This window comes from Gordonia liuliyuniae, assembly GCF_021739025.1.
GTDB classification, from domain to species: domain Bacteria; phylum Actinomycetota; class Actinomycetes; order Mycobacteriales; family Mycobacteriaceae; genus Gordonia; species Gordonia liuliyuniae.
In genome coordinates, this window is sequence record NZ_JAKKOT010000006.1 from 149,582 (window position 1) to 173,873 (window position 24,292).

The following is a 24,292-nucleotide window of genomic DNA, read 5'->3' on the forward strand; positions in this document are numbered from 1 at the left end:
ATTGACTTCGCCCGGCCACGCCGTGCAAGGCGTCTGGGCGTGTCGCGATTCGCCACCGGAATTGTTCGCCCGGGCTCAGAACACTGCGTTCCCAGCGCACGGGACTCCGGAACACGGTCAGAAGCGGGAACACGGTCAGAACGCAGGGGCGCTCTCCGTCACTTGACCGCCGGATAATCCGGGCTCGACACGTTGAACTCGTCGCCTTTGAGCCTGAGGATCTGACGGAGCGACTCGGCCTTCTCGTCGTTCTGGGACGAATCGCCCCACACCGCACGGCGTTCGCTGTCGAGGACGAGCGTGATGTCCACCGGCGACGACGCCTCGATCGACGCCGTCCGATCGTGTAGCCACTGCGGAAGCGCCTGCGCGACCTTCAGCACGGCCGTCGTCGTCGGATCCTTCGGCCCCGGATGATCGGTGACGAGCGTCGGCAGCCCGGCGAAGGTCGACGGCAGCGACTTCCGGTCCGGGAAACTCTGGTACGTGACGCCGAGTCGGTCCATCACGGCGACCTTCCCGTCCTGTTCCACGATGGCGACGGGGACGCGTTCAGTCACGTCGATTGCGAGCGTCGACGGATACTCCCGCTCGACTGTCACCTCTTCGATCGCGGGCAGCACGGCGATCCGGCTTGCGATCGCGGCGGTGTCGACCTGCAGGAGCGGTGTGCCGGTCGGCGCCTGCGCGACGCGCAGGATCTCGGTCTGGTCGACGACCTTCGCGCCGACGACGTCGACGTTGCGGACCGACATGAGCGGGGTGAGATAGGCGACGGCCACCGCAGAACCGACGACGATCAGCGCCAAGACCAGTGCGACGATCACCGTCGCGCGGCTCGGACGTCGACCGTTCTCGCCGCGGCCGCGGCGAGAACTCATTCGCTCGCAGCCAGCGCCGACAGGATCGACGCGGCCTGCATCGTGATGTCCCCTGCACCGATCGTCAGCACCAGATCGCCGCGTCGCGCGCGCTCGGCGACCGCACCAGCGATCTCGGACATATTCGGCACGAACGCGGCGGGCACCGTCACCCGGTCGGCGATGAGGAGCCCGCTCACTCCGGGCTGCGGAGCCTCCCTCGCCCCGTACACGTCGGCGACGAGGACTTCGTCGGCGAGGCTGAGGGACGCCGCGAACGCGGACGCGAACTCGGCGGTACGCGAGTACAGGTGCGGCTGGAAGACGGCGATCACCCGGCCGGAACCGTGACGGACCACGTCGCGCGCAGCCTCCAGCACTGCGCGGACCTCGGTCGGATGGTGTGCGTAGTCGTCGTAGACGTCCACTTCGCGTTCCCGCCCGCGGAACTCGAATCGCCGGTGGACTCCACCGAACCCCTCGATTCCGTCGGCCACCGTGTCGGCGTCGACGCCGGTGCGCACACAGCCGACGAGCGCACCGAGCGCGTTGAGTGCCATGTGCCGTCCGGGCAGCGTCACTTCGAGCGACCGCTCGACGACGCCGTCGATGATCGGCGGGTGCAGCCGGACCGCCGACGTACTGCCCGCTCCGCGCGGGGTCACTTCGAGCAGTTCGGCGACGAGCGGGACTCCTGGAGCCAGGTCGGCGTGGGTGCCCGACCCGTAGCCGAGTACCGCCACTCCCCGATCGGCCAGCGGGGCCGCGCACCGACCGCCGAGCGCGGCCGATCCCAGATCGTCCAGGCACAGGACGAGGCTGCCGCCCGGGCGGATCTGCGAGGCGAACGCGTCGAACACGTCGACGTATGCGGCTTCGGTCCCGAAGAAGTCCAGATGATCGACTTCGATGTTGGTCACGACGACGACGTCCGGCGTGTACTTCAACAGCGAGCCGTCGCTCTCGTCGGCTTCGGCGACGAACACGTCACCGCTCCCGTGATGGGCGTTGGTACCCGACTCGTTGAGTTCCCCGCCGATGGCGAACGACGGGTCGACGCCGCTGTGCTGGAGGGCGACGACAGACATCGACGTCGTCGACGTCTTCCCGTGTGTGCCGGACACGAGCAACGTCCGATAGTCGGTCATGAGCAGTGCGAGGACCTCCGGGCGGTACAGGATCTCAATGCCGCGCTCGCGTGCGGCGACGAGCTCCGGGTTGTCGTCGGGGATCGCCGCGCGGGTGGTGACGACGACGGTCGGCCCGCCGTCGAGCAGATCGAGGGCCGACGGGGCGTGGCCGACCTGCACGAGGGCTCCCCTCGTGCGCAACGCGAGAATGCCGCGGGAGTCCTTGGCGTCAGAACCGGACACCTGCCCGCCGCGAGCGAGCAGGATTCGAGCGAGGCCCGACATGCCAGCTCCGCCGATACCGACCATGTGGACCCGGGCGAGCTGCGTGGGCAGCTGCCGCGGTGTTGCGGGCGCGGTCATCGGCTTCTTCTCTCTCGTGCGAGTTCCAGGGCGGCGTTCGCGACCGCGACGGCGGCGTCGCGATGGCCGACGCCCGCAGCGGACGCGCCCATCGCATCCAGTCGGTCGGTGTCGTTGATGAGCGCCGGAATCTCGCGGCCGACCCATTCGGCGGTGACGACGTCGTTGTCGACGATCACGCACCCGCCGACCTGTTCGACGGGCAGCGCGTTGAGCCGCTGCTCCCCGTTGCCGTGGGGAAGCGGCACGTACACCGCGGGCAGTCCCGTCGCGGAGATCTCGGCGACAGTCATCGCACCGGACCGGCACATGACCAGGTCGGCGGCCGCGTACGCGAGGTCCATCCGGTTGAGGTAGCTGACCCCGACGTACGGGGGTGCGCCGTCCGGCGAGATCGGGTCGATCGAGTTCTTGGGTCCGTACGCATGCAGCACGCCGACTCCAGCGGCCCCGAGGGCGGTCGCGGCGGGCGCGACGGCCTCGTTGAGCCGTTGTGCGCCTTGAGAGCCACCGAAAACCAGGAGCGTCGGCGTATCCGGGGCCAGACCGAAGAACTGCCGCGCCTGGGCACGGATCGCAGCGCGGTCAAGGGTGGCGATTGCGCCGCGTACCGGGATTCCGACGACCTGCGCGTCCGCGAGACCGCTGTCGGCGACGGCGGCCAGCACTCGATCGGCGAACTTGGCGCCGACCTTATTGGCGATGCCCGCGCTGGCGTTCGCCTCGTGGATGACCACGGGCAGCCGACGTGACCGACGCGCGTGCGCGCGCGCCGCGAGGTACGCGGGCAGTGCCACGTAACCGCCGAAACCGACCACGACGTCGGCGTCGACCTCCGCGAAGACCTTCCGGGTCGCGGCAACCGACCTGGCGACACGCCATGGTGTCTTGGCCAACTCGACACCGGGTTTACGCGGCAGCGGAACGGGCGGAATCAGTCTCAGGTCGTAGCCGCGGTCGGGCACGATCGTCGTCTCTAACCCTCGCGTGGTGCCGAGGGCGGTGATGCGCGCGGTCGGCTCGAGTCGGCGTACCGCGTCCGCGACGGCGAGCGCCGGTTCGATATGGCCTGCCGTTCCGCCTCCCGCGACGACGACGGACAACGGCCTCACGCCGGACCCACTGTTCTTGCTCACCGGCGCCTGTACTCCCGTTCGTTCAGCCAATCGTCGCCGCGGCCTCGCCGCCTGTCTCGGCGGGGCTGCGACCGGTCACGCCGGAACGACTCCGGCGGTGTCTCGGACTGCCGGGCCGACCGGCCTCTCCCGCCAGGATAGTGGATCTCACCGGACGAGACCGATCCCCGCCGACGCGGCGCCGCCTGCGTCGGGCGCGACCGCCGGGCACGGACGGGCGCGGGTCGCCGTCGGTCGCTCTGCGTCGTACGGCGACGTTCGAGGCGGTCGCGGAGCTGCTCGGCGCGTGGCGGACGGTACATCTCGGGGACCGGCAGGCGTAGGACTCGCGAGAGTGCACGCGGACGGGCTGCGCTGATCGCGCGGACCGCGTCCGGTTCGTGTCGGGCCGCCGTCGCGAGCAGACCGAGCATCGTCAGCATCGTCAGCATCGACGTGCCGCCATTCGACAGGATCGGCAACTGGATACCGGTCACCGGAAGCAGGCCGACGACGTACCCGATGTTGATGAACGCCTGTACCAGGAACAGCACGGTGATCGTCGCGGAGAGCAGCCGCAGGAACGGGTCGATCGAGCGGCGGGCGATGCGCATGCCGACCCAGCCGAGCAGGAGGAACAGCGCGACGACGGTGAGCGCACCGATGAGGCCGAGTTCCTCACCGATGATCGCGAAGATGAAGTCGTTGTGCGCGTTCGGCAGATAGTTCCATTTCGCGGTGCTGCGGCCAAGGCCGACGCCGAAGACACCGCCGTTGGCGAGCGCGTACTGCGCCTGCGTCGCCTGGTAGCCGTCACCGAGCGGATCGTCGGTGCGGCCGAGGTAGCTGAACACGCGGGCGGCGCGGTAACTCGACGACAGCGCGAGCACGACGGCGATCACGATGAATCCGATGGTGAAACCGCCGAACACCCGGCCGGGCAGCCCGGCGAACCACAGGAGCGCGCCAACGATGAGCGCGATGATCATCGTCGTCGACTGGTTCGGTTCGAGGATGATGAGCGCACAGATGAGGACGCCGACCGGCACGAGCGGAAGGAGCAGTTCCTTGCCGAAGGTTCCGACGCTCCGCCGTGACGCCAATAGGTGTGCACCCCAGACGCAGAGCGCCACCTTGACCAGCTCGGACGGTTGGACGGACAGGCCTGCGATGGAGAACCAGCGGCGAGCACCGTTGACGGCGACGCCGATGCCGGGAACGAGCACGAGGACCAGCAGCAGCGTCGCCACGATGATCCCGACGGTCGCGAACCGACGGAAGAAGCGGATCGGGACCTTCAGCGTCCCGTAGAACAGGACGAGTCCCAGCGCGGCGAAGATCGCCTGGGTGGTGACCATCCCGTACGCGGAGCCGTCTTTGGCGTAGCCTTCGACCGACGACGCCGACAGGACCATGATGAGCCCGAGGACGGTCAGGATCACCGTCAACGACAGCACCATGTGGAACGACGTCAGCGGTTTTCCGAGGAGCGTCTTGACGCCGTCGCGGAACGTCGTCACGACGCCGCGGACGTCGACCGACGACATCGACAGGTTCAGGCTCCGAGACGAGGACTTCTCCGGGCCATCGAGCCCCGTTCTCCCCTCCGGCAGAGCCGAGTCCTCCTCGTCGTCTGGCGTCTCGATGTCGAGGAAGTCGTCGACGTCGCGAGCCTCCCGGGCGCTCATCGGCGTCGCGCGTCGGCGAGGGCGGCGGATGCGGCAGCGAACGAATCGCCGCGCACCCCGTAGCCCGCGAACATGTCCAACGATGCGGCTGCGGGCGCCAGGAGCACCGCGTCCGCGCCGCGTCCGCCGCGAGCGTCTGCCTCTGCCAACTGCCAGGCGGCCGAGACCGCCTGAGCCATCACCGCGTCGGCACCGTTCGCGCCGGTCGCCGTGATGGCGGAAGTGTCGTCACCAGTCCGCTGAGTCATCACCGAACCATCGTCCCCTGTGAATACTGTGACTGCTGGGACTTTTGGGGCGTGTCGCCCGATCGCATCGAGAATGATCTGGCGATCTGTCCCGATCGCGACGATTCCGGCCAGCCGATCCGCGTTCGCGGTGACGAGATCGTCGACCGCCGCGCCCTTCAGCAAACCGCCCGCGATCAGGACCACCCGGTCGAACGCGGCGATGGCGGCGTGCGCCGCATGCGGGTTGGTCGCCTTCGAGTCGTCGACGAAGACGACGCCGTCGATGTCGGCGACGACCTGCCCGCGATGCGCCCCCGGCGTGAATCCCGCGAGCCCCCGTTCCACCGCATCTGCCGATACGCCCGCCGCACGCATGAGAGCGGCTGCGGCGAGGGCGTCGGCCAACCCCGACGGGCCGACGGGTCGGACCCGGTCGGCGGCGATCAACGGGACCGGAGCGCCCGCGAACGCACGGTCGACGAGGATGCCCTCGATCACCCCGAACTCGCCGGCCGACGGAGTGCCCGCGGTGAACCCGACGCGACGCGAGCCGTCGCCGACCGGGAGTCGAGAGGCGACGTCGTCGTCGAGCCCGACGATCGCGACGTCGCCGAGGAGCGCCCGCTGTTTGGCGTGCGCGTACGCGTCGAACGATCCGTGCCAGTCCAGGTGGTCGGCCGCGACGTTCAAGACGAGGCCTGCGGTCGGACGGATCGACGGAGCCCAGTGCAACTGGAACGACGACATCTCGACGCACAGCACGTCCGCACGCGGGTCGGCGCGCAGCGCGTCGACGACGGTCAACCCGATGTTTCCGCAGGCCGCGACGGCCAGACCAGCCGTGTCGCCGATGGCTTCGGCCATCGAGGTGGTCGTCGTCTTGCCGTTCGTCCCGGTGATCACCAGCCAGGTGCGCGGCTCGCCGTACAGGCCTGCCCGATCGACGCGCCAGGCCAGCTCGACGTCTCCCCACACCGGGATGCCCGCCTCGGCCGACGCGACGAGCAGCGGATCGTCCGGCCTAAAGCCCGGCGAGACGACGATCAGGTCCGTGTCCGACGGAGCCCGCACCGCTCCGTCGTCGAAGATGAATGCATCGGGCCCGACCGTCGCGACACCGCGCGCACTCAACTCGGGGTCCGTCGCGCCGTCGACGAACTTGGTGTCGAGCATCGTGACCGTCGCGCCCTGGTCGGCGAGCAGGTTCAATACCGCCAGCCCCGTCGCACGAGCTCCGGCGACGAGCACCCGCGCGCCGTCGAGTGTGAGTGGCGCCGCGACGTCAGCCGGCATGCGAAATGTACTCGCCGTAGAACAGAGTGAGGCCGAGCGCGCACGCGATCGCCGTCAACAACCAGAACCGGATGATGACGGTGGTCTCAGCCCACCCGCCCAACTCGAAGTGGTGGTGGAACGGCGCCATGCGGAACACGCGTTTGCCGGTGGTCTGGAAGAACGCGATCTGTACGACGACGGAGACGATCTCTGCGACGAACAGCGCGCCGAGGACGACGGCGAGCAACTCGGTCTTCGTGGTGATCGACAGACCAGCGACGAGTCCGCCGAGAGCCAGCGACCCGGTGTCGCCCATGAAGATCTTCGCCGGCGCGGCATTCCACCAGAGGAAGCCGAGGCATGCGCCGCCCGCGGCGACGGCGACGACGGCGAGGTCGAGCGGGTCGCGGACCTGGTAGCAGCCGGCCTTGTCGTCGGTGGCGCCGAGCAGTTCACACGACTGCCGGAACTGCCAGAAGGTGATCAGCACGTACGCGCCCATCACCATCGCCGCCGATCCGGCGGCGAGACCGTCGAGTCCGTCGGTGAAGTTCACCGCATTCGACCAGGCGGCCACCACGAGCCAGCAGAAGAACACGAAGCCGATCGCCGACAGCGAGATGACGTTGATGTCGCGGACATACGAGAGGTGTTCGCTGGCAGGGGTCAGTTCGGCGCCGTTGCGGAACTGCAGGAGGAGGACACCGAAGATGATCGCGGCCAGGAACTGCCCGACCGACTTGGCGGTCTTGTTCAATCCGAGGTTGCGCTGCTTGCGGATCTTGATGAAGTCGTCGAGGAATCCGACGATGCCCAGCGCCGTCGCCAGACCGAGCACGAGTAGGCCCGACGCACTCGGCCCGGACCCGTCCTGGATGTAACCGACGAGGTGCGCGCCCAGATAACCCAGCCACAGCGCCGCGAGGATCGCGACGCCGCCCATGGACGGGGTGCCCCGCTTGGACTGATGACTCTGCGGCCCCTCGACACGGATCTCCTGGCCGAAGCCTTGACGAGAGAAGACCTTGATCAGTACGGGGGTGAGCAGAATCGACACAGCCAGCGAGATCGCTCCCGCGATCAGAATCTGGGTCACAGCTGGAAGTCCTCACTCGTCGAGAGAAGTTGAATTCTGAATCTATCGTGACGGCGGCCCGGTGCGACGCATCGGGTGACCCGTCGCGCGTCCGAGATCACCGGTCGACGATCCTGACCTGCAGTCCTGCCCTGTTCTGCCAGTAGTCGAGAAGAGTGGTGGCGAGATCGTCGGGGCCGGCGACGACGGCGACGTCGCCCGGCCCGGGCGCATAGCCGGGCTCGGTCCGCATGTGCTCGACGGCGTCGGCGGGGGTCGCCACGAAAGCGGCCTCGTCGCCCCACGAGCCCTCCATGACCGCGCCCTGGTGCAGCGCACGGACGATGCGCGTCTGCCCCACCGCGATGATCTTGTCGACGGCTACCCGTACGGCTTGTCGGCCAAGCCCGTCGTGCGCGACCGCGCGCGCATTGTCGTCGAGGCACTCGGGGTCGGGGAGTTCGCCGAACACCGCCCACGTACGTCGCACAGGTTCGTCGCCGGTCCCGCGATGCTGACTTCCGGCCCCGGATTCGGCTGCCACCGCGACCATCTCACGTAGGAGCCGTTTGGCGTCGGCTACGTCGGCTCCCGAGTCGGCGACCAGCACGTGCAACGGCTCGGACGACGTCGTCCGCGCGTCTAGAGCGTCAGCGAGCACGAGGCGGTCGTCGAACGGATGCGTGACGCCCGCGATCTCCTGGCCGGTCTCGTGCCCTTTGCCCGCCACCAGGACGACGTCACCGGGTTCGGCCCACTCGACGGCTGCGGTGATCGCGGCCCGCCGATCGCCGATCTCCCGGACGTCGATGGCTCGACGCTCGCCGCCGGGCGTCCGGTCCGCGCCCGCGATGACCGCTGCGCGGATCGCGGCGGGCTCTTCGTTGCGCGGGTTGTCGTCGGTGACGATCACGAGGTCCGCACCGCGCGCGGCGGCCTCCCCCATCAACGGTCGCTTCTCCGTGTCGCGATCGCCGCCCGCCCCGAGGACCACGCCGATCCGCCCGGCCGACTGCGCGGCGAGCGTGGCCAGGACGGCGTTCACGGCTGCGGGCTTGTGCGCGTAGTCGACCACCGCGAGAAAGTCCTGACCGCGCTCGATCTTCTCGACGCGCCCCGGCACGCTCACCTGCGCCAACCCGTCGATCGCCCGGTCGACGTCGACACCAGCCTCGGCTACGGCCGCGACGGCGAGCAGCGCGTTCGCGACGTTGTACGCCCCGGGAAGCGGAACCAGCAGGTCGTGTTCGGCACCCGTCGGGTCGACTGCGCGCACCCGCTGACTGCCCTGCCCCGTCGGGGCGGTCGCCAGGACGCGCCACCCGCCGGCCCCACCGGTGCCGGTGGACACGGTGACGACGCTGCGTCCGCTGTCGGCGGCGACGGCAGCCATTCGGGACCCCCACTCGTCGTCGACGCAGACCACCGCCCGTTCCGCGCGCACGCCGGAGTCGGCGGCGAACAGACGCGCTTTCGCGGCGAAGTACTCGCCCATCGTCTTGTGGTAGTCGAGGTGGTCTTGCGACAGGTTCGTGAACGCGCCGACCGCGAAGCGACAACCGTCGACGCGGCCGAGCGACAACGCGTGGCTGGACACCTCCATCACGACCGCGTCCGCGCCGCGCTCGAGCATGACGGCCAGCAGACGCTGGAGGTCGGGGGCCTCCGGCGTGGTCAACTCGCTCGGAATCGGTTCCCCGTCGAGCCGCGAGCCGGTCGTGCCGACGATGCCGACGCTCGCTCCGGTCGCCCGCAACGCGGCTTCGGCCAGGTAGGACGTCGTGGTCTTGCCCGACGTGCCGGTGACGCCGATCAGGGTGAGCGACGACGACGGGTCGCCGTAGACCCGCGACGAGAGCGCTCCGAGCACCGAACGCGGGTCCGGGTGGACGAGGACGGGCAGGTGCGCGGCACGACCGACGGCCCGGACGATCGCGAGACCCGCCTCGTCGGTGAGGACGGCGACCGCACCGGCGTCGAGCGCCTGCTCGACGAACTCTGCCCCGTGCCGCGAACGGCCGGGCATGGCGGCGAACAGGTCGCCGGGGGCACAGCTCTGCGCCCGCAAGGTGGCGCCGGTGACGTTCACGCCGTCGGCGAGGCCGTCGACGTCCGCACCGGCGCGTTGCGCGAGTTCCGCGATGCCCACCGGCTCGGTCGTCCGCGGTCGAACCGTGTGCGAACCGTGGTCTGCGTGCACTGCGCTACCCCTTTCGTCTCGGCGGCCGCTCGTGACGGCGGCGCGTCGCCGCCGCCCCGTCGGCCACCAGGTGTTCGGAAGATGAATCTACCGCGACTCGTGCGCGGCCAGGACTGCAGACGGTAGTCAGGACTGTAAGCTGCGGTCAGGACTGTAAGCTGCGGTCAGGACTGCAAGCTGCGGTCAGGACTGCAAGCTGCGGTCAGGACTGTAAACGTAGGCGCGGAGCCGGCTCAGCCGAGTACGGCACGCGCTCGTGTTGCAGGAGCCACTTTCCGATCGTGCCGAACAACGGCGCGGCGCTCTGCCCGCCGGTGCCGTCGGAACTCCGGACGGGATTGTCCATCATGAGACCGACGACGTACCGGGGCTTCTCGGCGGGCAGGATGCCCGCGAACGTGATGTTGTAACTCGACCGCGAATAGCAGTTGCATTTGGGATCGACCTGCTGGGCGGTCCCGGTCTTACCTGACGTCTGATAGCCGGCGATTGCTCCGGACGCGCCGGTGCCCTGCTGCGGCCCCCCTTCGTCGTCCTGCATCACGGCCCGGAACATGTCGCGCACGGTGTGCGCGGTGCTCGGCGACACGACTCGCACCGATTCGGGCTCGTCGCCGCCGGTGATGATCCGAGGCGTCACCCGTACGCCGTCGTTGGCGATGGCCTGGTACATCGACGTCATCTGCAGCAGAGTCATCGACAGCCCCTGGCCGATCGGCAGGTTCGCGAACGAGCCGCCGGACCACTGGCTGAGAGCGGGGACTGCGCCCGGGCTCTCGCCGGGCAGTCCGACGCCGGTCATGGCGCCCAGACCGAATTTGCCGAGCATGTCGGCGAACCGCCGTTCGCCGACCCGCTGCGCCAGCATCAGGGTGCCGACGTTCGACGACTTCCCGAAGATGCCGGTGGTCGTATACGGCGCGGTGCCGTGCTGCCACGCGTCGTTGACGGTGATGCCCGACATACGAATCGAGCCCGGCACCTGCAGGACCTCGTCGGGGTTGGTGACTCCGTACTCGATCGCTGCGGACGCGGTGACGATTTTGTTGACCGATCCCGGTTCGAACGGCGAGGTGACCGATCGGTTGCCGCGGTCGGCGTCCACCTGCTCGTCGGCGGGTATCGCCGGGTTGAACGTGTTGTCGTTGGCCATCGCCACCACCTCGCCGGTGTGGCTGTCGAGGACGACTGCGGAGACGTTGTTGGCGCCCGACGCCTTCTTGGCCATGTTGACCTGGGTCTGCACGAACCACTGCACGTCGGCGTCGATGGTGAGGCGGACGGTCTCGCCGTCGACCGCCGGGTGCACGTTGCGACTGCTGCCGGGGATGACGGCTCCGTCCGCGCCCTGGTCGAAGGTCTCGGTGCCGTCGGTGCCCGCGAGGACCGATTCCATCGACGACTCGAGACCTTCGGCGCCGTTGCCGTCGTAGTTGACGTCGCCGACGAGGTTCGCGGCCAGCGATCCGCCGGGGTACACGCGGATGCTCTGCGGGTCGGCGCCGACCTCGGGGAAGTCCGTCATGATCGCGCTGGCGACCTCGGGGGTGATCGATCGGGCCAGGTACACGAAGTCTTTGTCCGAGGACAGCTTCGCGAGGAGATCTTCGGTGCTGATGCTTCCGCCGAGGGCCGACGACACGCCGGCCGCGATCTCCTTGAGGCGGGTGTCCACGTCGGGAAGCGTCGGGTCCTTCTCGTGCTCCTCGGCGATCGACTTACGGACCGACTTGGGCAGGAACGTGAGTGCGCGGGCGTCGTCGGTGTGCGCCAGTAGTTGGCCGTTGCGGTCGACGATCGAACCGCGGGTGGCGGGCAGGACCTCGGTGACCGTGCGCTGCTGCGCGGCCTGCGCCGAGATGGAGTCCGCGGCGATCACATGGACGTACACCATCCGACCGGCGACCAGCGCACACGCCAGCGCGACGATCACCCACATCATCCGTTGTCTGCCGATGAAACGCTTGGACGGCGCGGTGTCGAGTTCGGCGAGCCGATCGTCCTCGGGCCCGGGCTCGGTGACACCAGCCGTCGATCGTGCGCCCGGCCGGAAGGCCGGCGGGCGCATGGAACGGGATCGGGTCATGATGGTCGATTCTGCACCGCGTCAGCGCGGAGGTTCGGTATTACGTTCCGGCGTGGCGTCCGCAGGCGGAGTGACATTCGTCCGCGGAGCACCCACCTGGCGACGACCGTCCGGCGCGGGGCGCACGTTGGGGTGCGGTCCGTTCGGCTGGGTGGTCTCGGCCGGGGTGGTCCGGGTCTGGGTCGGCGTGGTCTGGGTCGGCGTGGTCTGGGTCGGGGGTGCAGGCGTCGACGGCGTGGCGGGCGCGGGCGTCGCCGTGGTGCCGGTGGTCGGTCCGGCGCTTGACTCGGTGTCATCTGAGCCGTTCAGGCCCTCAGAGTCGTCGACGTCCTTCGGGTCGATCTTGTCCACCGGGTCCGGAGCCGGATTCAGGTCGGGTAAGCGCTTCCCGTTCGATGCCGTCGCGGCTCCGACTTTCCGCGCCTTGCCGTCGGCTCCGATGACGATCTGGACGGATCCGTCACTGGGCACCATGCCCAGTTCGCCCGCCTTCGCCGCGAGGGCGGGGGCCGAATCGGCGAGGTCATGTTGGCGTTTGAGGTTGTCGCGCTTGTCCTGGAGCGTCTGGTTCTGTTTGCGCATGGCATCGAGGGCGTACGAGTCCTGCGCGGACTTCGTCGTCAAGTACAGGGTGAGGCCGAGCGCGCCGACGATGAGGAGCAGCACGGGAAAGACCAGCGGGATGCCGCCGACCCGCTTGCGAGTGACGGCGGCGACCGCGCCTTCGGGGGCGAGGCGACGCTCGCGCCGGTCGAGTGCACGCTGGGCGGCCTTCGACCTCGTGGCGCGATCGGCTGTCGCGGAGCCTCGGGTCCGGCGTGCCGTGCTCGCGTGGGCTCGCGGCCCCGGAGCCCGGTCTCCGCGCCCCTTCTTGCGATCGTCGATCACTGTGCTCATCGCGCTCCCCCTTCGTTCACTGACGTCCCCCGACGTCTGCCGTTACCCGTTCGATCGCCCGGATACGCACCGGCGCCGACCTCGGATTCTCTTCTCTCTCTGCCTCATCGGCCTGTTCCGCGCCCCGTGTGACGAGCGCGAACCGGGCGGCCGTGCCCGGTAGATCCACCGGCAGCCCGGCCGGGGTGGTGTTGCGGACGACCTTCGCGAAGTCGCGTTTGACGATCCGGTCCTCGAGCGACTGGTAACTCATCACGGCGAGCCGTCCGCCGACCGCCAACAGGTCGAGGGACGCCGGGATCACACTGCGCAACGATTCGAGTTCACGGTTCACCTCGATCCGCAGCGCTTGGAAGGTGCGCTTGGCGGGATGCCCTCCGGTTCGCCGGGTGGCCGCCGGGATCGTCGCGTACAGCAGTTCCACCAGCCGTCCGGACGTGGTGAACGGCTCGATCGCCCGCTCGCGCAGGACCGCCGACGCGATCTTCCCGGCAAATCGCTCTTCGCCGTACTCGCTGAGGACCCGAGCCAGGGCTCCGTGGTCGTAGGTGTTCAAGATGTCGGCCGCGGTCATGTCGTCGTCGGCGTTCATCCGCATGTCGAGCGGGGCGTCGACCGCGTAGGCGAACCCGCGGTCGGGCCGGTCCAGTTGCATCGAGGACACACCGAGGTCGAGGAGCACTCCGTCGACCGAGGCCAGCCCTGCCTCCGCGGCGACGGCGCCGATCTCGTCGTAGCGCGCGTGGTGGTAGAAGAGCCGGTCGCCGTACGATGCGAGTCGTTCGCGCGCGATGTCGATCGCCGAGGTGTCGCGGTCGATCGCGTGGACGGTGAGTCCGGGCAGCCTGCTCAAGAAGTACTCGGCGTGACCGCCTGCTCCGAGGGTTCCGTCGACGAGGACGCTGCCGGCCGCGTCGTCGGCCGAGCGAGTGAGCGCCGGCTCCAGGAGTCGGAACATCCGCTCGGCCATCACCGGCACGTGGCCGTGTTCGCCGTGCTGACGTTCGTTCACCGTGTCCTCCCCTGCGTTCGCCGTTGCCGCGTACTTCTGGCGGATACGACGCTGCGGTGAGGCGGGGTCCCCGCCCGAGCGCACCTGGCGTTGGGGAAGTACGTCAGGGTCGATCGGGCCGAGGCCTCATCTCACCGCAGGTGTCGTCGTATCGTGTTCAGTTCGTCGAGCTCTTCGTTCTTCTCTAGGTGGTCCGGGTCGTCTAGAGGATTGAGTCCAGCGCCGCCGAGCCTGCGCTCGAGAACGCTTCCTCATGTGCCGCCTGGTACTCGCGCCACTTCTGCGCGTCCCAGATCTCGAGGTGGTCGTACGAGCCGATCACCACGCATTCCTTGGTGAGCGACGCATATCCGCGATGCTCACTCGAGAGACTCACTCGCCCCTGCCCGTCGAGTCGCTGTTCGTCGGCGCCTGCGAAGAAGTACCGGAGGAACGCTCGCGCTTCTGGATCGTTGCGCGAGGCCGCCACGGCCTTGTCCGCGATGGAGTCGAACTCTTCGGCTCGATACACCGACAGGCTGTGATCCTGGCTTCTCGTGACCATGACCCCTCCTGACAGTGCGTCCCGAAACTTCGCGGGCAATGTGAGTCGCCCTTTGTCATCGAGTTTGGGTGTGTACGTGCCGACGAAACGAGCCATGTCGGTACCTCCTCACCCTGTCCCGAACTTGGCGGTTCCGGTATCCGCCTCGCTCAGTGATGCCCACACTACCCCACTTTGCACCACTTTCCACCCCTCGCACCCCACTCTCCCACCACCACGACATAAAAGCCCAGGTCATGGCAATTGCACCTGCGGGATTCTCAGACTTTTCTGTTGCGCCATCCGCGTGTCGCGCGTTTCCAACGGGGCTAGAAGCTAGTGAAGTGCCTGGTGAGACAGCACTAGACCCCGCGGTGGGTCAAAGTGGGGAGACCGGGTGGGGAAAGGTGGGGAACGCGGGGTGGAACGGGGTGGGCAGACGAAAAGATCGGGGCCGCACCCTCGTAAGAAAGGTGCGACCCCGATCTCGGGTCGTGCTATCGCGTTGTGACGGTCAGGTCCTGTCTACCGGTGATCGTCGGTCCATTAGTGATCGTCTTGGTCGAATCGTCGCTGGAAGCGCGACTCCATACGTTCACTGAACGACGACTTTCCGCCGTTGTGCGGCTTCGATCCGCCGCGGCCCTCGGACCGCCCGCCCGCATCGGGTGCGCCGTGGTGTTTCGGAGCGAGCAGCCCGAAGGCAGCCGCACCGAACATGACGAGGAATCCGATGAAGCTCAGAATCTTGAGCCCGCCGATGTCGAAGTCGATCATCAGTCCGCCGACCAACATGGCGAGCCCGATGAGGAACCCGAGCGAGGCGATCAGACGACGTCGCGCTGTCGGACGACCTACGCGCTGCTTAGTGACGCTCGAGGCGAACTTCGGATCCTCGGCGTACAGCGCGCTTTCAATTTCATCGAGCATCCGCTGCTCGTGCTCGGAAAGCGGCACCATCCCTCCCTCGCTGGTCGTCCGGGCGTCATCTTGTCAATGCCCAGTTAAGTCTCATGATACGAGCAGATCGGCCGAACGACCACCTTCCCTGGCTGACGCACGGCGTCGATGCCCGATCTTCCCCTGTTCATACGCCAACAGCGTGGCATCTGCCACATCGAGGAACTCCATCGCACGTCGCTCCACACGTGCACAGAGCGTCGAGTCCACCGACCGAATGAGTCCGGCTTCCACCTTTGCGCGCATGCCCGACAGCCCGCCGAAGTACTCGGCGAGATCGTGCGCTTCGGGAGCCACCGCGCGGATGCGGCTCCATGCGTCCCGCGCGTCACGGCGGCGACGAACGGGCCCCGGGGGTTCGTGCACGGCGAGCACGGCGCCCGCTGCCCGGATCGCCGCCAGATAGAACACGCGGAAACGCTCGGCTCCGTCGTCGTCGATCGCGGCTGCGTCGTCGAACAACGCTTCGGCGCGTTCGAGGAGTTCCCGGCTGCGCATGACGACACGCTCGTCGACGATCTGCTTCGACTGTGACCGCACGGTCTGTGCCATCTCGCCTCCTCACCCACTTCAGATCGGCCCGTCTCGGGCCCGGTTGAGTAGAGACTCCCACGAGGGTCTGACAATTCCCGCGCGCTAATGTCTTCGCGAAGGATTCTCACCCACTCGCGGTGCGAGATCGTTTCGACCAGCCATGCCGACCAGACAGGGGAGGGTGCACGCGGATGACAGCGCCGCCTCAGGCATCACCGTCCCCGTTCCAGATCGTCGCCCTCGACGCCGCCGACGCCGACCTGTGGCTCGCCCCCGCGGTGCACACCTATGTGACCGCGATGAATTACCCACGCAGTACCGAGCAACATCGGGCGCCGCTGTGGCGCGACCACTTCGCGCGTCCCGGCTGGTTCGCAGTCGGCGCCGTCACGCGAGTCTCGGCCGTTGACGCGCTCCGACCCGCGGTGAGCCGCCTGCGCGTGGATGGCCTTCTCGGCTTCGAACGGGAGATCCTGGTGGGTGTCGCGTACGGCTATCGCGGCGCGCGCGACCAATGGTGGAACCAGCAGTTACGTTCGGGTCTGCGCCGCACCGGCCGGACCGGCGACGAGATCACCGCGATCACCGCGGACTACTTCGAACTCACCGAGTTGCACGTCCACCCGATCGCACAGGGCCGCGGCGTCGGTGAACGCCTGCTGACCGCGCTGCTCGCCGACCGACACGAGGCGACGGTTCTGCTGTCGACGCCGGAGGTCCCGTACGAGGAGAACCGCGCCTGGTCGCTGTACCGTCGGCTCGGATTCACCGACATCCTGCGCCACTTCTCATTCGTCGGCGACCCGCGCCCGTTCGCATTTCTCGGTCGAGCGCTCCCGTTGTCCGGCCCCGCCGACCCGTGTCGCGACGCTGATCGACGCGACCCTCTGGCACGATGACACCGTGAAGTCACTGCGCCGCATCCCGATACTCGCTGTCGTCGCACTGCTCGCGCTGGTGCCGCTGCTGTCGGGATGCCTGACCAAGTCGACGACGGTCGGCGATCAGTTCTCCGGCCGCGTCATCGTCGCCACCAGCCCGGACTCGGGTCCGACGACGCCGGCGTTCGACATTCCCGCCTCACTGAGCGGGCAGGTGTGGGCGGCCGACTTCCCGTCGGAGGACACCGCCCCGGCGCCGACCAAGACCTCGGGCGCCGAGCAGACCGACGAGGAGTCGGGCGAGGAGCAGACCGGGCCGACCGCGGAGGGTAAGACCGGAGCCCAGCTCTCGTTCGACCATCTGTCGACCGGCCAGTTCGGGCAGCTCGGCGCGATCATCGCGGGCGCGCTCCCCGATCCGACTGCAACGGTCGACATGAAGGTCACGCGCAGCGGAGACTTCGTGCGCCTGCGGGGTACGACCGCGCTCGCCGAACTCGACCCGAAGACGTCCTACATCGCAATCACCGTCGACTTCGCGGGACCGGTCGTCGCGACCAACGGTCAGCAGTCCGGCGACTCCACGGTCACGTGGCTGCCCGAACCCGGCCAGGCGACGGAGTTCAACGCCGACGCCGAGTACGCCGACCCGGCGACCGCCGCCGTCCCCAGCTGGACGTGGTTCATGCTGCTGCTGTGCGCCGCCGTGATCGCCTTCATCGCCATCGCGGCCTACAAGAACAGAGACAACAGCCCGCGCCCCGGCCGCGTCCTCAAGTCCAAGCCGCTGCCCGCACCATTGCAGAAGGTGGCCGACAAGGTCTCGAAGGACGAGACCGATCCGGAGGAGCCCTAGAGAATGTCAGCGCGGAGCGTTCACACCGGGGTGAACGCGCCTCGGGTGTCGACGCCGATCCGGTCGAGCACCTCGCTGGTGGCCTTGGCGAAGTTGAGGCTGCAGAAGTGCAGGCATGGCGCACCCTCGGCGATCAGCCGTTCCGACGTCTCGGTGCATAGGTCGATGCCGACGGCCCGGACGGCTTCCCGATTCTCGTCCGGCCCGGCGCCCGCCGCGCGGGCCAGTCGCTCCTCGACGTCGGCGGGGATCCGGCTGCCCGACAGTTCGGTCATACGGCGCGCGCCTGCGAGTGATGTGATCGGCATGAGGCCCGGAATGATCGGCTTGGCGCCCTGCTCGGGGTCTGCGGCGACGACGCGGTCGCGCAGACGCAGATAGTCCTCCACGTCGAAGAAGACCTGTGTCACCGAGTACTCGGCCCCGGCCCGGAGCTTTCGGACGAGATTCTCGGTGTCGGCGTCCAGGTCGGGTGCCCGGTGGTGCCCTTCGGGGAACGATGCGACGCCGGTGTGGAACTCACCGAGACCACCGATCAGGTCGACGAGCTCTGACGCGTACTCGACGCCGTCGGGGTGCGCGGTCCAGTCACCGAGCGGGTCGCCGGGCGGGTCGCCGCGCAGCGCAAGGAGATTGACGATTCCCTTGTCCGCGTAGGCGCCGACCAAGGCGCGCAGTTCGTCGACGCTGTGGTTGACGGCGGTCAGATGGGCGATGGTCAGCAACGTGGTCTCAGTGGCCAGTTCGCCAGCGATGCGGACGGTGCGGTCGCGGGTCGAACCGCCCGCGCCGTAGGTCATCGAGACGAACGCCGGGTTCATGCGCTCGAAGATCCGCACGGCACGCCACAGCCGGGCTTCGGCGTCGGCGTCCCGGGGCGGAAAGAACTCGACGGAGAAGGGCACCGGTCCGCTGTGGTCCGCTGCGATCGCTTCGACGACCGATTGGCCGCCCGCGCGCGCGGGGACAGACGTAGTTGCTTCACTCACGCCCCGATCATACGGATGCGTCCACGTCGGTCCTCCTGACCGCCACCGCCGACGTCGCACCGCACGCGGCAGCCGTGAGAGCAGTCACGCGATAGCACCCCGGTAGGCTGACCGCGTGCTGAATCTGACCGATGTGCCCGCCGCAGTGGACGCGGTCCTCGACGAGTTCTTCCAGGCCACGGGGCCGATCCTGGAATCGATCTATCCGACCGTCGGTGACGGCGGCCGCGCCCTGCGTGACTTCGTGATGACCGGAGGCAAGCGCATCCGGCCGATGTTCGTCTACGCCGGACGACACTGCGCCGGAGATAAAATCACGGTGAGCGAAACTCCGGAGTCGGTCGCTGAGACGCTGCGGGTGTGCGCGGCGATCGAGCTGATCCAGGCGTGCGCGCTGGTGCACGACGACATCCTCGACAGGTCGGACACACGGCGCGGCAATCCGACCGTGCATCGCCGTTTCGAGGCGATGCACCGCGCTCGGGGCTGGGACCGGGACGCCGCGCACTACGGCGACTCCGCGGCCATTCTGATCGGCGATCTGGCGTTGGCGTGGGCGGACGACCTGTTCCATGGAGTGCTGCCCGTCGGCGACACCGCGCAGCGCGAGCCGCCGCGTCCGACGCCGTTCGCGGCGTCCGCCGTCTGGTCGCAGATGCGGACCGAGGTTCTCGCAGGCCAGTTCCTCGACATCACGAACGAGGCGTCGGGCGACGAGTCGTCGACGGCCGCCGAGCGCGTCATGGCCTACAAGACGGCCGCGTACACGGTGGCGCGGCCGCTGGAACTCGGTGCGACGCTCGGCGGCGCCGACGAGACGCTGCGCCGTGAGCTCCACGGGATCGGCATCGACCTCGGCATCGCATTCCAGCTGCGCGACGACCTTCTCGGGGTGTTCGGCGACCCGGAACAGACCGGCAAACCGTCCGGTGACGACCTGGTCGCGGGTAAGCGGACCGCGCTCCTGGCCGTCGCCCTGCAGCGTGCCGACGGCGACGCTGCGGCCGTCCTTCGGGCGAGCATCGGGCGCGCCCTCGACGAAGCGGAGCTCGCCGCGGCACGCGGCGTTCTCGTCGATTCCGGCGCGGTCGCCGAGACGGAGCGCCAGATCACCGAGCGGCGCGACGCGGGATTGGCGCGGATCGAGGGGCTCGACTGTGCCGAGTCGGCGCGCGCCGACCTGCGCGCGCTCGCGCAGCGCATCACGGTCCGGAGCCGGTGATGCGCTCACGCGCTCCCCGCGTGGCCGTGATCGGTGCAGGGCTCTCCGGTCTCGCCGCCGCGGCGCACCTGCGCGCGACCGGGGCGGACGTCACCGTATTCGAGGCGTCGGGCTCCCCCGGCGGACTCGTTCGCACCGAGACCGTCGGCGGCCACCGATTCGACACCGGAGCCACCGTGCTCACCATGCCGTCACTGTTGGTCGATGTGCTGGGGGCTCTCGGCGTCGGCGGGGACGAAGCGCATAGACGTCTCGCGCTGGCGCCGGTGGACCCCGGTTATGTCATGAACTACGCGGACGGCTCGTCGCTGTCGATCCCCCACGAGGCGGCCGAGATCCCGGCCGCGGTCGCATCGGTGTTCGGCGTGCAGGCGGGCGACGGCGTCGCCGACCTCCTGCGATGGCTTCGCCGCGTCTACGACGCCGAGTTCGACACGTTCATCGATCGCAACTACGACGGCCTCGCCGACTTGACCGATGCGCGCACGCGGCGGGCCGCAGCCCGCCTCGTCGGCCTGCGCACCCTCGGCGGGCTCGGCGGCGCCGTCGCGCGACATGTCACCGACGAGCGGCTGCAGCGCGCGTTCACCTTTCAAGCCCTGTACGCGGGCGTCCCGCCGCATCGGGCGCGGGCGATCTACGCGATCATCGCCGACATGGATATCGGCCGCGGCGTCTCGGCGCCCGAGGGCGGCATGGGCCGAGTCGGACGAGTCCTCGCCGATGCGCTCGTGGACAGCGGGGTCGACATCGTCTACCGAACCCCGATCACGTCGATCAGGCGCAACGCCCACGGCCGGGTCACGGCGGTCGGGACCGATGACGACGTCGTGGAGGTCGACGCGGTCGTCGCGACGCTCGAGCGCGACGGCGTCGCCCGACTCATCGGGGAACACCCGAGGCGACGACTCCGCTACTCCCCCAGCGCGCTCGTCGTGCACGGCGTGCTGCCCGATGCGACGACATCGACCTGGCGCTCCGGGCACCACACCGTCGATTTCGGCTCGGCCTGGTCGCAGACGTTCGCCGAGATCACCGCGCGTCGCGGACGGCTCATGTCCGACGGGTCGTTCCTGATCACCCGCAGCGCGGTGAGCGACCCGTCGACGTTCGTCACCGACGGACTGGAGTCGGTGTCGGTCCTGGCTCCGGCGCCGAACCTCCAGTCGGCCGGACTCGACTGGGATCGGATCGCCGGACCGTACACCGACGAGGTCCTGGGCACGCTCGCATCGCGCGGATACACCGGGATCGACGGGATGCACGTGCTGCGCGTCGACCACCCGAAGACGTGGGCGCGTGCCGGGCTACCCGCAGGCACACCGTTCTCGGTAGCGCACACCGCGTCGCAGACCGGACCGCTGCGGACGGCGAATGTGTGGCCTACGAGCGGGAACCTCGTCCTGGCCGGCAGCGCGACGGTGCCCGGCGTCGGCATCCCGCCGGTGCTGGTGTCCGGCGGTCTGGCGGCCGCCCGAGTCACCGATCTGCTGCGCGGCCCAGGTGGTGGACGGTAGATGTCGTCTGTGAGCGATCTCCTCCGTCGATACCCGGACTCGGCCCTCGGCTTGCTCGGCTCGGTCGCCGTCACCGTCGGGACCTACGGGCTGGCGGACATCCCGCGGAACGACGCGACGCTCGCGGACCTGGGCCTGGCGCCGATGGCGTACGGCCACGGCAAGACGTTGTCGGGCATCGTGTTCTGGCTGGGCGTCACCCTGATGGTGATGGCGTGGGTCAGGATCGGGCGCGACCGCGAGGCGATGAGCCTGCGCGCGACATCCGCAACGGTCCTCGTCTGGGCGGCTCCGCTGGTGTTCGCGATCCCGGTCTTCAGCCGCGACGTGTACGCCTACCTCGGACAGGCCGCGGTCCTCGCGGATGGTTTCGATCCCTACAACGACGGCCCGGCGCACGTGCCCGGTCCGATCCTCGACTCGATGGCGCAGATCTGGGCGCCGACGACGTCGCCGTACAGTCCGGCGTTCATGCTGCTGGCGCGCGGGGTCGTCGCGGTGACCGGAGAGAACGTGTTCGCCGGCGTGATGGCGTTCCGGATCGTGCTTCTCCCAGGTCTGCTGTTGGCGTTGTGGGCGGTGCCGCGGATCGCCGCGCACTTCGGTGCGAGCCGTCGGTCGGGGCTCTGGCTCGCCCTGTTGAATCCGCTGCTGTTGATCCATCTGGTCGGTGGCCCGCACGGCGAGATGCTGTTGATGGGCGTCCTCGCCGCCGGGGCCGCTCTCGTGTTGAGCGGGCGGCACGCGGCGGGGCTGGTCGTACTGGGGCTCGCGGTGTCGTTGAAGGTGACGGCGGGCGTGGTGGTGCCGTTCGTCGTCTGGATCTGGCTGGATCATCTCCGTCGCGAGCGGACAGTCACCGCGCGTGATCGGATCGGTGTCTTCGCGGCGACGGCGGCGATTCCGGCGGCGGTGTTCGCTGCGTTCACGCTCGCTCTCGGTCTCGGCTTCGGCTGGTTGAACGGTCTCGCGTTCGCCAACCGGATCATCAACCCGTTCACCCTGCCCACGCTGGCCGCCCACCTGGTCGCCTGGATCGCGTCCCCGTTCCACGCCTGGAACCTCCACGAGGTGTTGGGGGTCACTCGGACGGTCGGTTCGGTCGTGATGGGCGTGCTGCTCGTCTATCTCTGGTGGCGCGGACGACGCGACGAGCGGACGGCGATGGCGTTCATGTGCTGGGCGGTGTTCGCCGTGCTGGTGTTGGAGCCGTCCACGCTGCCCTGGTATTACACGTGGGTCACTGTTCTCGTGGTCGCGTTCACGCTGCCGATGTGGGCACGCCAGGTGGTCGTCGTGGCGAGCGTCGTCCTGCTGATCGTGTTCCAGCCCGACGACTCGATCCTGTTCTACAAGCCGTTCGAATCCCTTCTGGCTGTGGCGCTCGGGGTCCTCGCCGCGGTGTCTCTGCGCCGCCGAGACCCGTTGCGGTTGAATCGGTTCGGCGCCGTCCTGCGCGGCCATGGGTGAGGCGACCATGGGTGAGGCGGCCGGGGGTGAGGCGACCGGGGGTGAGGCCGCTGGGGGTGACGCGGCGCGCGGCTTCGCGATCGCCCGAACAGTGACGTCCAACGCGGGCCGCACCTATTACCTGGCGTCGCTGCTGCTGCCCGCCCCGCGCAGGCGGGCAGTTCACGCGCTGTACGCGTTCGCACGGATCGTCGACGACGCGGTCGACGGCGAGCGGCCCGCCCCGGCGGCCGCAGACCGCGTCGATCTGCTCGAAGCCGGGCTCGCCGCCGCCCTGGCCGGCTCCCCCGCACCAGACCCGCTCCGCGGCGACGACGCCGACATCCTGGCCGCGCTCGCCGAAGCCGTGCACGACAACGGAATCGGCATCGACACGTTCGAGGCGTTCATCCGATCCATGCGGATGGACATTCCCGGAACGGACGTGTTCCAGAACAGGTATCGGACGTTTGACGAACTCGCCGACTACACCTGCGGCTCGGCCGGAGTGATCGGCCTCCAGCTCGTCCCGATTCTCGGCGCCGACACCGCGCTCGCCGACGGCGCGGCACTGCTCGGCGAAGCATTCCAGTTGACGAACTTCCTGCGCGATGTCGCCGAGGATCTGCGCCGAGATCGGATCTATCTGCCGTTGGACGAGCTCGCGGCGTTCGGCGTCGACGAAGCGTCGTTGCACACGGACCTCGCACGCGGCTCGGCGAGCCGTCCGCTGCGTCGCGCCGTCGCCCACCTGATCGCGGTGAACCGTGACCAGTACCGTCGCGCCACACCGTTCGTCGCACGGCTGCCGGGCGCCAGTCGTCCGGCGATCACCGCGGCCGCGCGCTCGTACGGCGACATCCTGCGAGTGATCGAAGAGACCGGCCACGACGTTGTCGCAGCGCGAGCCGTCGTACCGACCAGAACACGGATCGGCCACGCCATAGCCGCGCTGCCGACCGCGGTGCCTGCGACGAGCCGCGTCATCCGTACGCGGTGACCCGTCTCGTAGTCGGAGTCAGACCGCCTGTGCTGAGTCAGACCGCCTGAGCTGAGTCAGAACGCCTGAGCTTGGGCCCGTCGCAGGACTTCGCGCGCCGAATGCGTGTGCAGCGCGTCCGCGGGCCGCAGCCCGAGATCGGTCTGCTCTTCGAACAGCCACGCCAGTGCATCGTCACGCGTGTATCCGCCGTCGAGCAGGATCGTGACGAGTCCTTCGAAGTGCTTCGCGAGTCCGCCCGGACCGAAGAAGGCTGCCGGGATCACCGGCTGTCCGCCACGGGACGCTGCGAGAAGATTGTGATCGCGGATGAGAGTACGGACCCGATTGGTCGAGACCCGTAGCCGGTCTGCGGCCTCATCGAGGCTCAAGACCTCGGCGTCGTCGGGAAGAATGTCGATGGAAAGCGGAAGGGAACCCACGAGGGAAG

The 24,292-nt window shown here is 68.8% G+C and carries 21 protein-coding genes; 6 read left to right on the top strand and 15 right to left on the bottom strand.

Annotated elements, in window-relative coordinates:
- Positions 1-158: 158 nt before the first annotated feature.
- The 13 genes from L5G28_RS13940 to L5G28_RS14000 all read right to left on the bottom strand — a co-directional run bounded on the left by L5G28_RS13940 (position 159) and on the right by L5G28_RS14000 (position 15,966).
- A complete protein-coding gene (locus L5G28_RS13940) occupies positions 159-881 on the bottom strand; it encodes a cell division protein FtsQ/DivIB (RefSeq protein WP_237002059.1) in 723 nt (240 codons plus the stop codon).
- The gene (gene murC, locus L5G28_RS13945) at positions 878-2,353 is read right to left on the bottom strand and encodes a UDP-N-acetylmuramate--L-alanine ligase (protein WP_237002060.1); all 1,476 of its coding nucleotides are present in this window, start codon (positions 2,351-2,353) and stop codon (positions 878-880) included. The genes L5G28_RS13940 and murC overlap by 4 nt, the downstream gene beginning before the upstream one ends.
- Positions 2,350-3,489: an undecaprenyldiphospho-muramoylpentapeptide beta-N-acetylglucosaminyltransferase gene (murG, locus tag L5G28_RS13950; RefSeq protein ID WP_237002061.1), complete on the bottom strand. Its 1,140-nt coding sequence runs from the start codon at positions 3,487-3,489 to the stop codon at positions 2,350-2,352. The genes murC and murG overlap by 4 nt, the downstream gene beginning before the upstream one ends.
- Positions 3,486-5,156, bottom strand: a complete 1,671-nt coding sequence (gene ftsW, locus L5G28_RS13955) for a putative lipid II flippase FtsW (protein WP_372477230.1) — start codon at positions 5,154-5,156, stop codon at positions 3,486-3,488. Before ftsW ends, murG begins: the two co-directional genes overlap by 4 nt.
- Complete coding sequence (gene murD / locus L5G28_RS13960; RefSeq protein WP_237002062.1) at positions 5,153-6,679, bottom strand: UDP-N-acetylmuramoyl-L-alanine--D-glutamate ligase; 1,527 nt, start codon at positions 6,677-6,679, stop codon at positions 5,153-5,155. The genes ftsW and murD overlap by 4 nt, the downstream gene beginning before the upstream one ends.
- Positions 6,669-7,757 (bottom strand): phospho-N-acetylmuramoyl-pentapeptide-transferase, encoded by a 1,089-nt coding sequence (gene mraY / locus L5G28_RS13965; RefSeq protein WP_236998519.1) that lies wholly within the window; start codon positions 7,755-7,757, stop codon positions 6,669-6,671. The genes murD and mraY overlap by 11 nt, the downstream gene beginning before the upstream one ends.
- Positions 7,758-7,854: 97 nt before the next feature.
- A complete protein-coding gene (locus L5G28_RS13970; protein WP_237002063.1) occupies positions 7,855-9,936 on the bottom strand; it encodes a UDP-N-acetylmuramoyl-L-alanyl-D-glutamate--2,6-diaminopimelate ligase in 2,082 nt (693 codons plus the stop codon).
- Between the two features lie 202 nt (positions 9,937-10,138).
- Positions 10,139-12,022 carry a peptidoglycan D,D-transpeptidase FtsI family protein gene (locus tag L5G28_RS13975; protein WP_372477231.1) on the bottom strand — a complete coding sequence of 628 codons (1,884 nt, stop codon included), beginning with the start codon at positions 12,020-12,022 and terminating at the stop codon, positions 10,139-10,141.
- Positions 12,023-12,043: 21 nt separating this feature from the next.
- Positions 12,044-12,919 carry a cell division protein FtsL gene (gene ftsL, locus L5G28_RS13980; protein WP_237002064.1) on the bottom strand — a complete coding sequence of 292 codons (876 nt, stop codon included), beginning with the start codon at positions 12,917-12,919 and terminating at the stop codon, positions 12,044-12,046.
- 16 nt (positions 12,920-12,935) lie between these two features.
- Positions 12,936-13,931, bottom strand: a complete 996-nt coding sequence (rsmH, locus tag L5G28_RS13985) for a 16S rRNA (cytosine(1402)-N(4))-methyltransferase RsmH (RefSeq protein ID WP_308191980.1) — start codon at positions 13,929-13,931, stop codon at positions 12,936-12,938.
- A 202-nt stretch (positions 13,932-14,133) separates the two neighbouring features.
- A complete protein-coding gene (mraZ, locus tag L5G28_RS13990) occupies positions 14,134-14,571 on the bottom strand; it encodes a division/cell wall cluster transcriptional repressor MraZ (protein ID WP_236998522.1) in 438 nt (145 codons plus the stop codon).
- 429 nt (positions 14,572-15,000) lie between these two features.
- On the bottom strand, positions 15,001-15,411 hold the full coding sequence (locus L5G28_RS13995) for an SCO2097 family morphological protein (RefSeq protein WP_237002065.1): 411 nt from the start codon (positions 15,409-15,411) through the stop codon (positions 15,001-15,003).
- 54 nt (positions 15,412-15,465) lie between these two features.
- Positions 15,466-15,966: an SAV_6107 family HEPN domain-containing protein gene (locus tag L5G28_RS14000; protein ID WP_236998523.1), complete on the bottom strand. Its 501-nt coding sequence runs from the start codon at positions 15,964-15,966 to the stop codon at positions 15,466-15,468.
- A gap of 173 nt (positions 15,967-16,139) precedes the next feature.
- On the opposite strand from L5G28_RS14000, the gene L5G28_RS14005 reads away from it, so the two are divergent.
- Together L5G28_RS14005 and L5G28_RS14010 are read left to right on the top strand one after the other, a co-directional pair.
- On the top strand, positions 16,140-16,847 hold the full coding sequence (locus L5G28_RS14005) for a GNAT family N-acetyltransferase (RefSeq protein ID WP_237002066.1): 708 nt from the start codon (positions 16,140-16,142) through the stop codon (positions 16,845-16,847).
- A gap of 4 nt (positions 16,848-16,851) precedes the next feature.
- On the top strand, positions 16,852-17,685 hold the full coding sequence (locus L5G28_RS14010) for an LppM family (lipo)protein (RefSeq protein ID WP_237002067.1): 834 nt from the start codon (positions 16,852-16,854) through the stop codon (positions 17,683-17,685).
- A 20-nt stretch (positions 17,686-17,705) separates the two neighbouring features.
- On the opposite strand, the gene L5G28_RS14015 is transcribed toward L5G28_RS14010, so the two are convergent.
- Positions 17,706-18,674, bottom strand: a complete 969-nt coding sequence (locus L5G28_RS14015) for a methylenetetrahydrofolate reductase (protein WP_237002068.1) — start codon at positions 18,672-18,674, stop codon at positions 17,706-17,708.
- Between the two features lie 115 nt (positions 18,675-18,789).
- On the opposite strand from L5G28_RS14015, the gene L5G28_RS14020 reads away from it, so the two are divergent.
- The 4 genes from L5G28_RS14020 to L5G28_RS14035 are packed head-to-tail and all read left to right on the top strand — an operon-like array spanning position 18,790 to position 23,862.
- Complete coding sequence (locus L5G28_RS14020) at positions 18,790-19,896, top strand: polyprenyl synthetase family protein (RefSeq protein WP_237002069.1); 1,107 nt, start codon at positions 18,790-18,792, stop codon at positions 19,894-19,896.
- Positions 19,896-21,413 carry a phytoene desaturase family protein gene (crtI, locus tag L5G28_RS14025; protein ID WP_237002070.1) on the top strand — a complete coding sequence of 506 codons (1,518 nt, stop codon included), beginning with the start codon at positions 19,896-19,898 and terminating at the stop codon, positions 21,411-21,413. Before L5G28_RS14020 ends, crtI begins: the two co-directional genes overlap by 1 nt.
- A gap of 9 nt (positions 21,414-21,422) precedes the next feature.
- On the top strand, positions 21,423-22,883 hold the full coding sequence (mptB, locus tag L5G28_RS14030) for a polyprenol phosphomannose-dependent alpha 1,6 mannosyltransferase MptB (RefSeq protein ID WP_372477232.1): 1,461 nt from the start codon (positions 21,423-21,425) through the stop codon (positions 22,881-22,883).
- Positions 22,876-23,862 carry a phytoene/squalene synthase family protein gene (locus L5G28_RS14035; protein ID WP_237002072.1) on the top strand — a complete coding sequence of 329 codons (987 nt, stop codon included), beginning with the start codon at positions 22,876-22,878 and terminating at the stop codon, positions 23,860-23,862. The genes mptB and L5G28_RS14035 overlap by 8 nt, the downstream gene beginning before the upstream one ends.
- Positions 23,863-23,918: 56 nt before the next feature.
- On the opposite strand, the gene L5G28_RS14040 is transcribed toward L5G28_RS14035, so the two are convergent.
- Positions 23,919-24,284, bottom strand: a complete 366-nt coding sequence (locus L5G28_RS14040; protein WP_237002073.1) for an Rv2175c family DNA-binding protein — start codon at positions 24,282-24,284, stop codon at positions 23,919-23,921.
- Between the last annotated feature and the right edge of the window lie 8 nt (positions 24,285-24,292).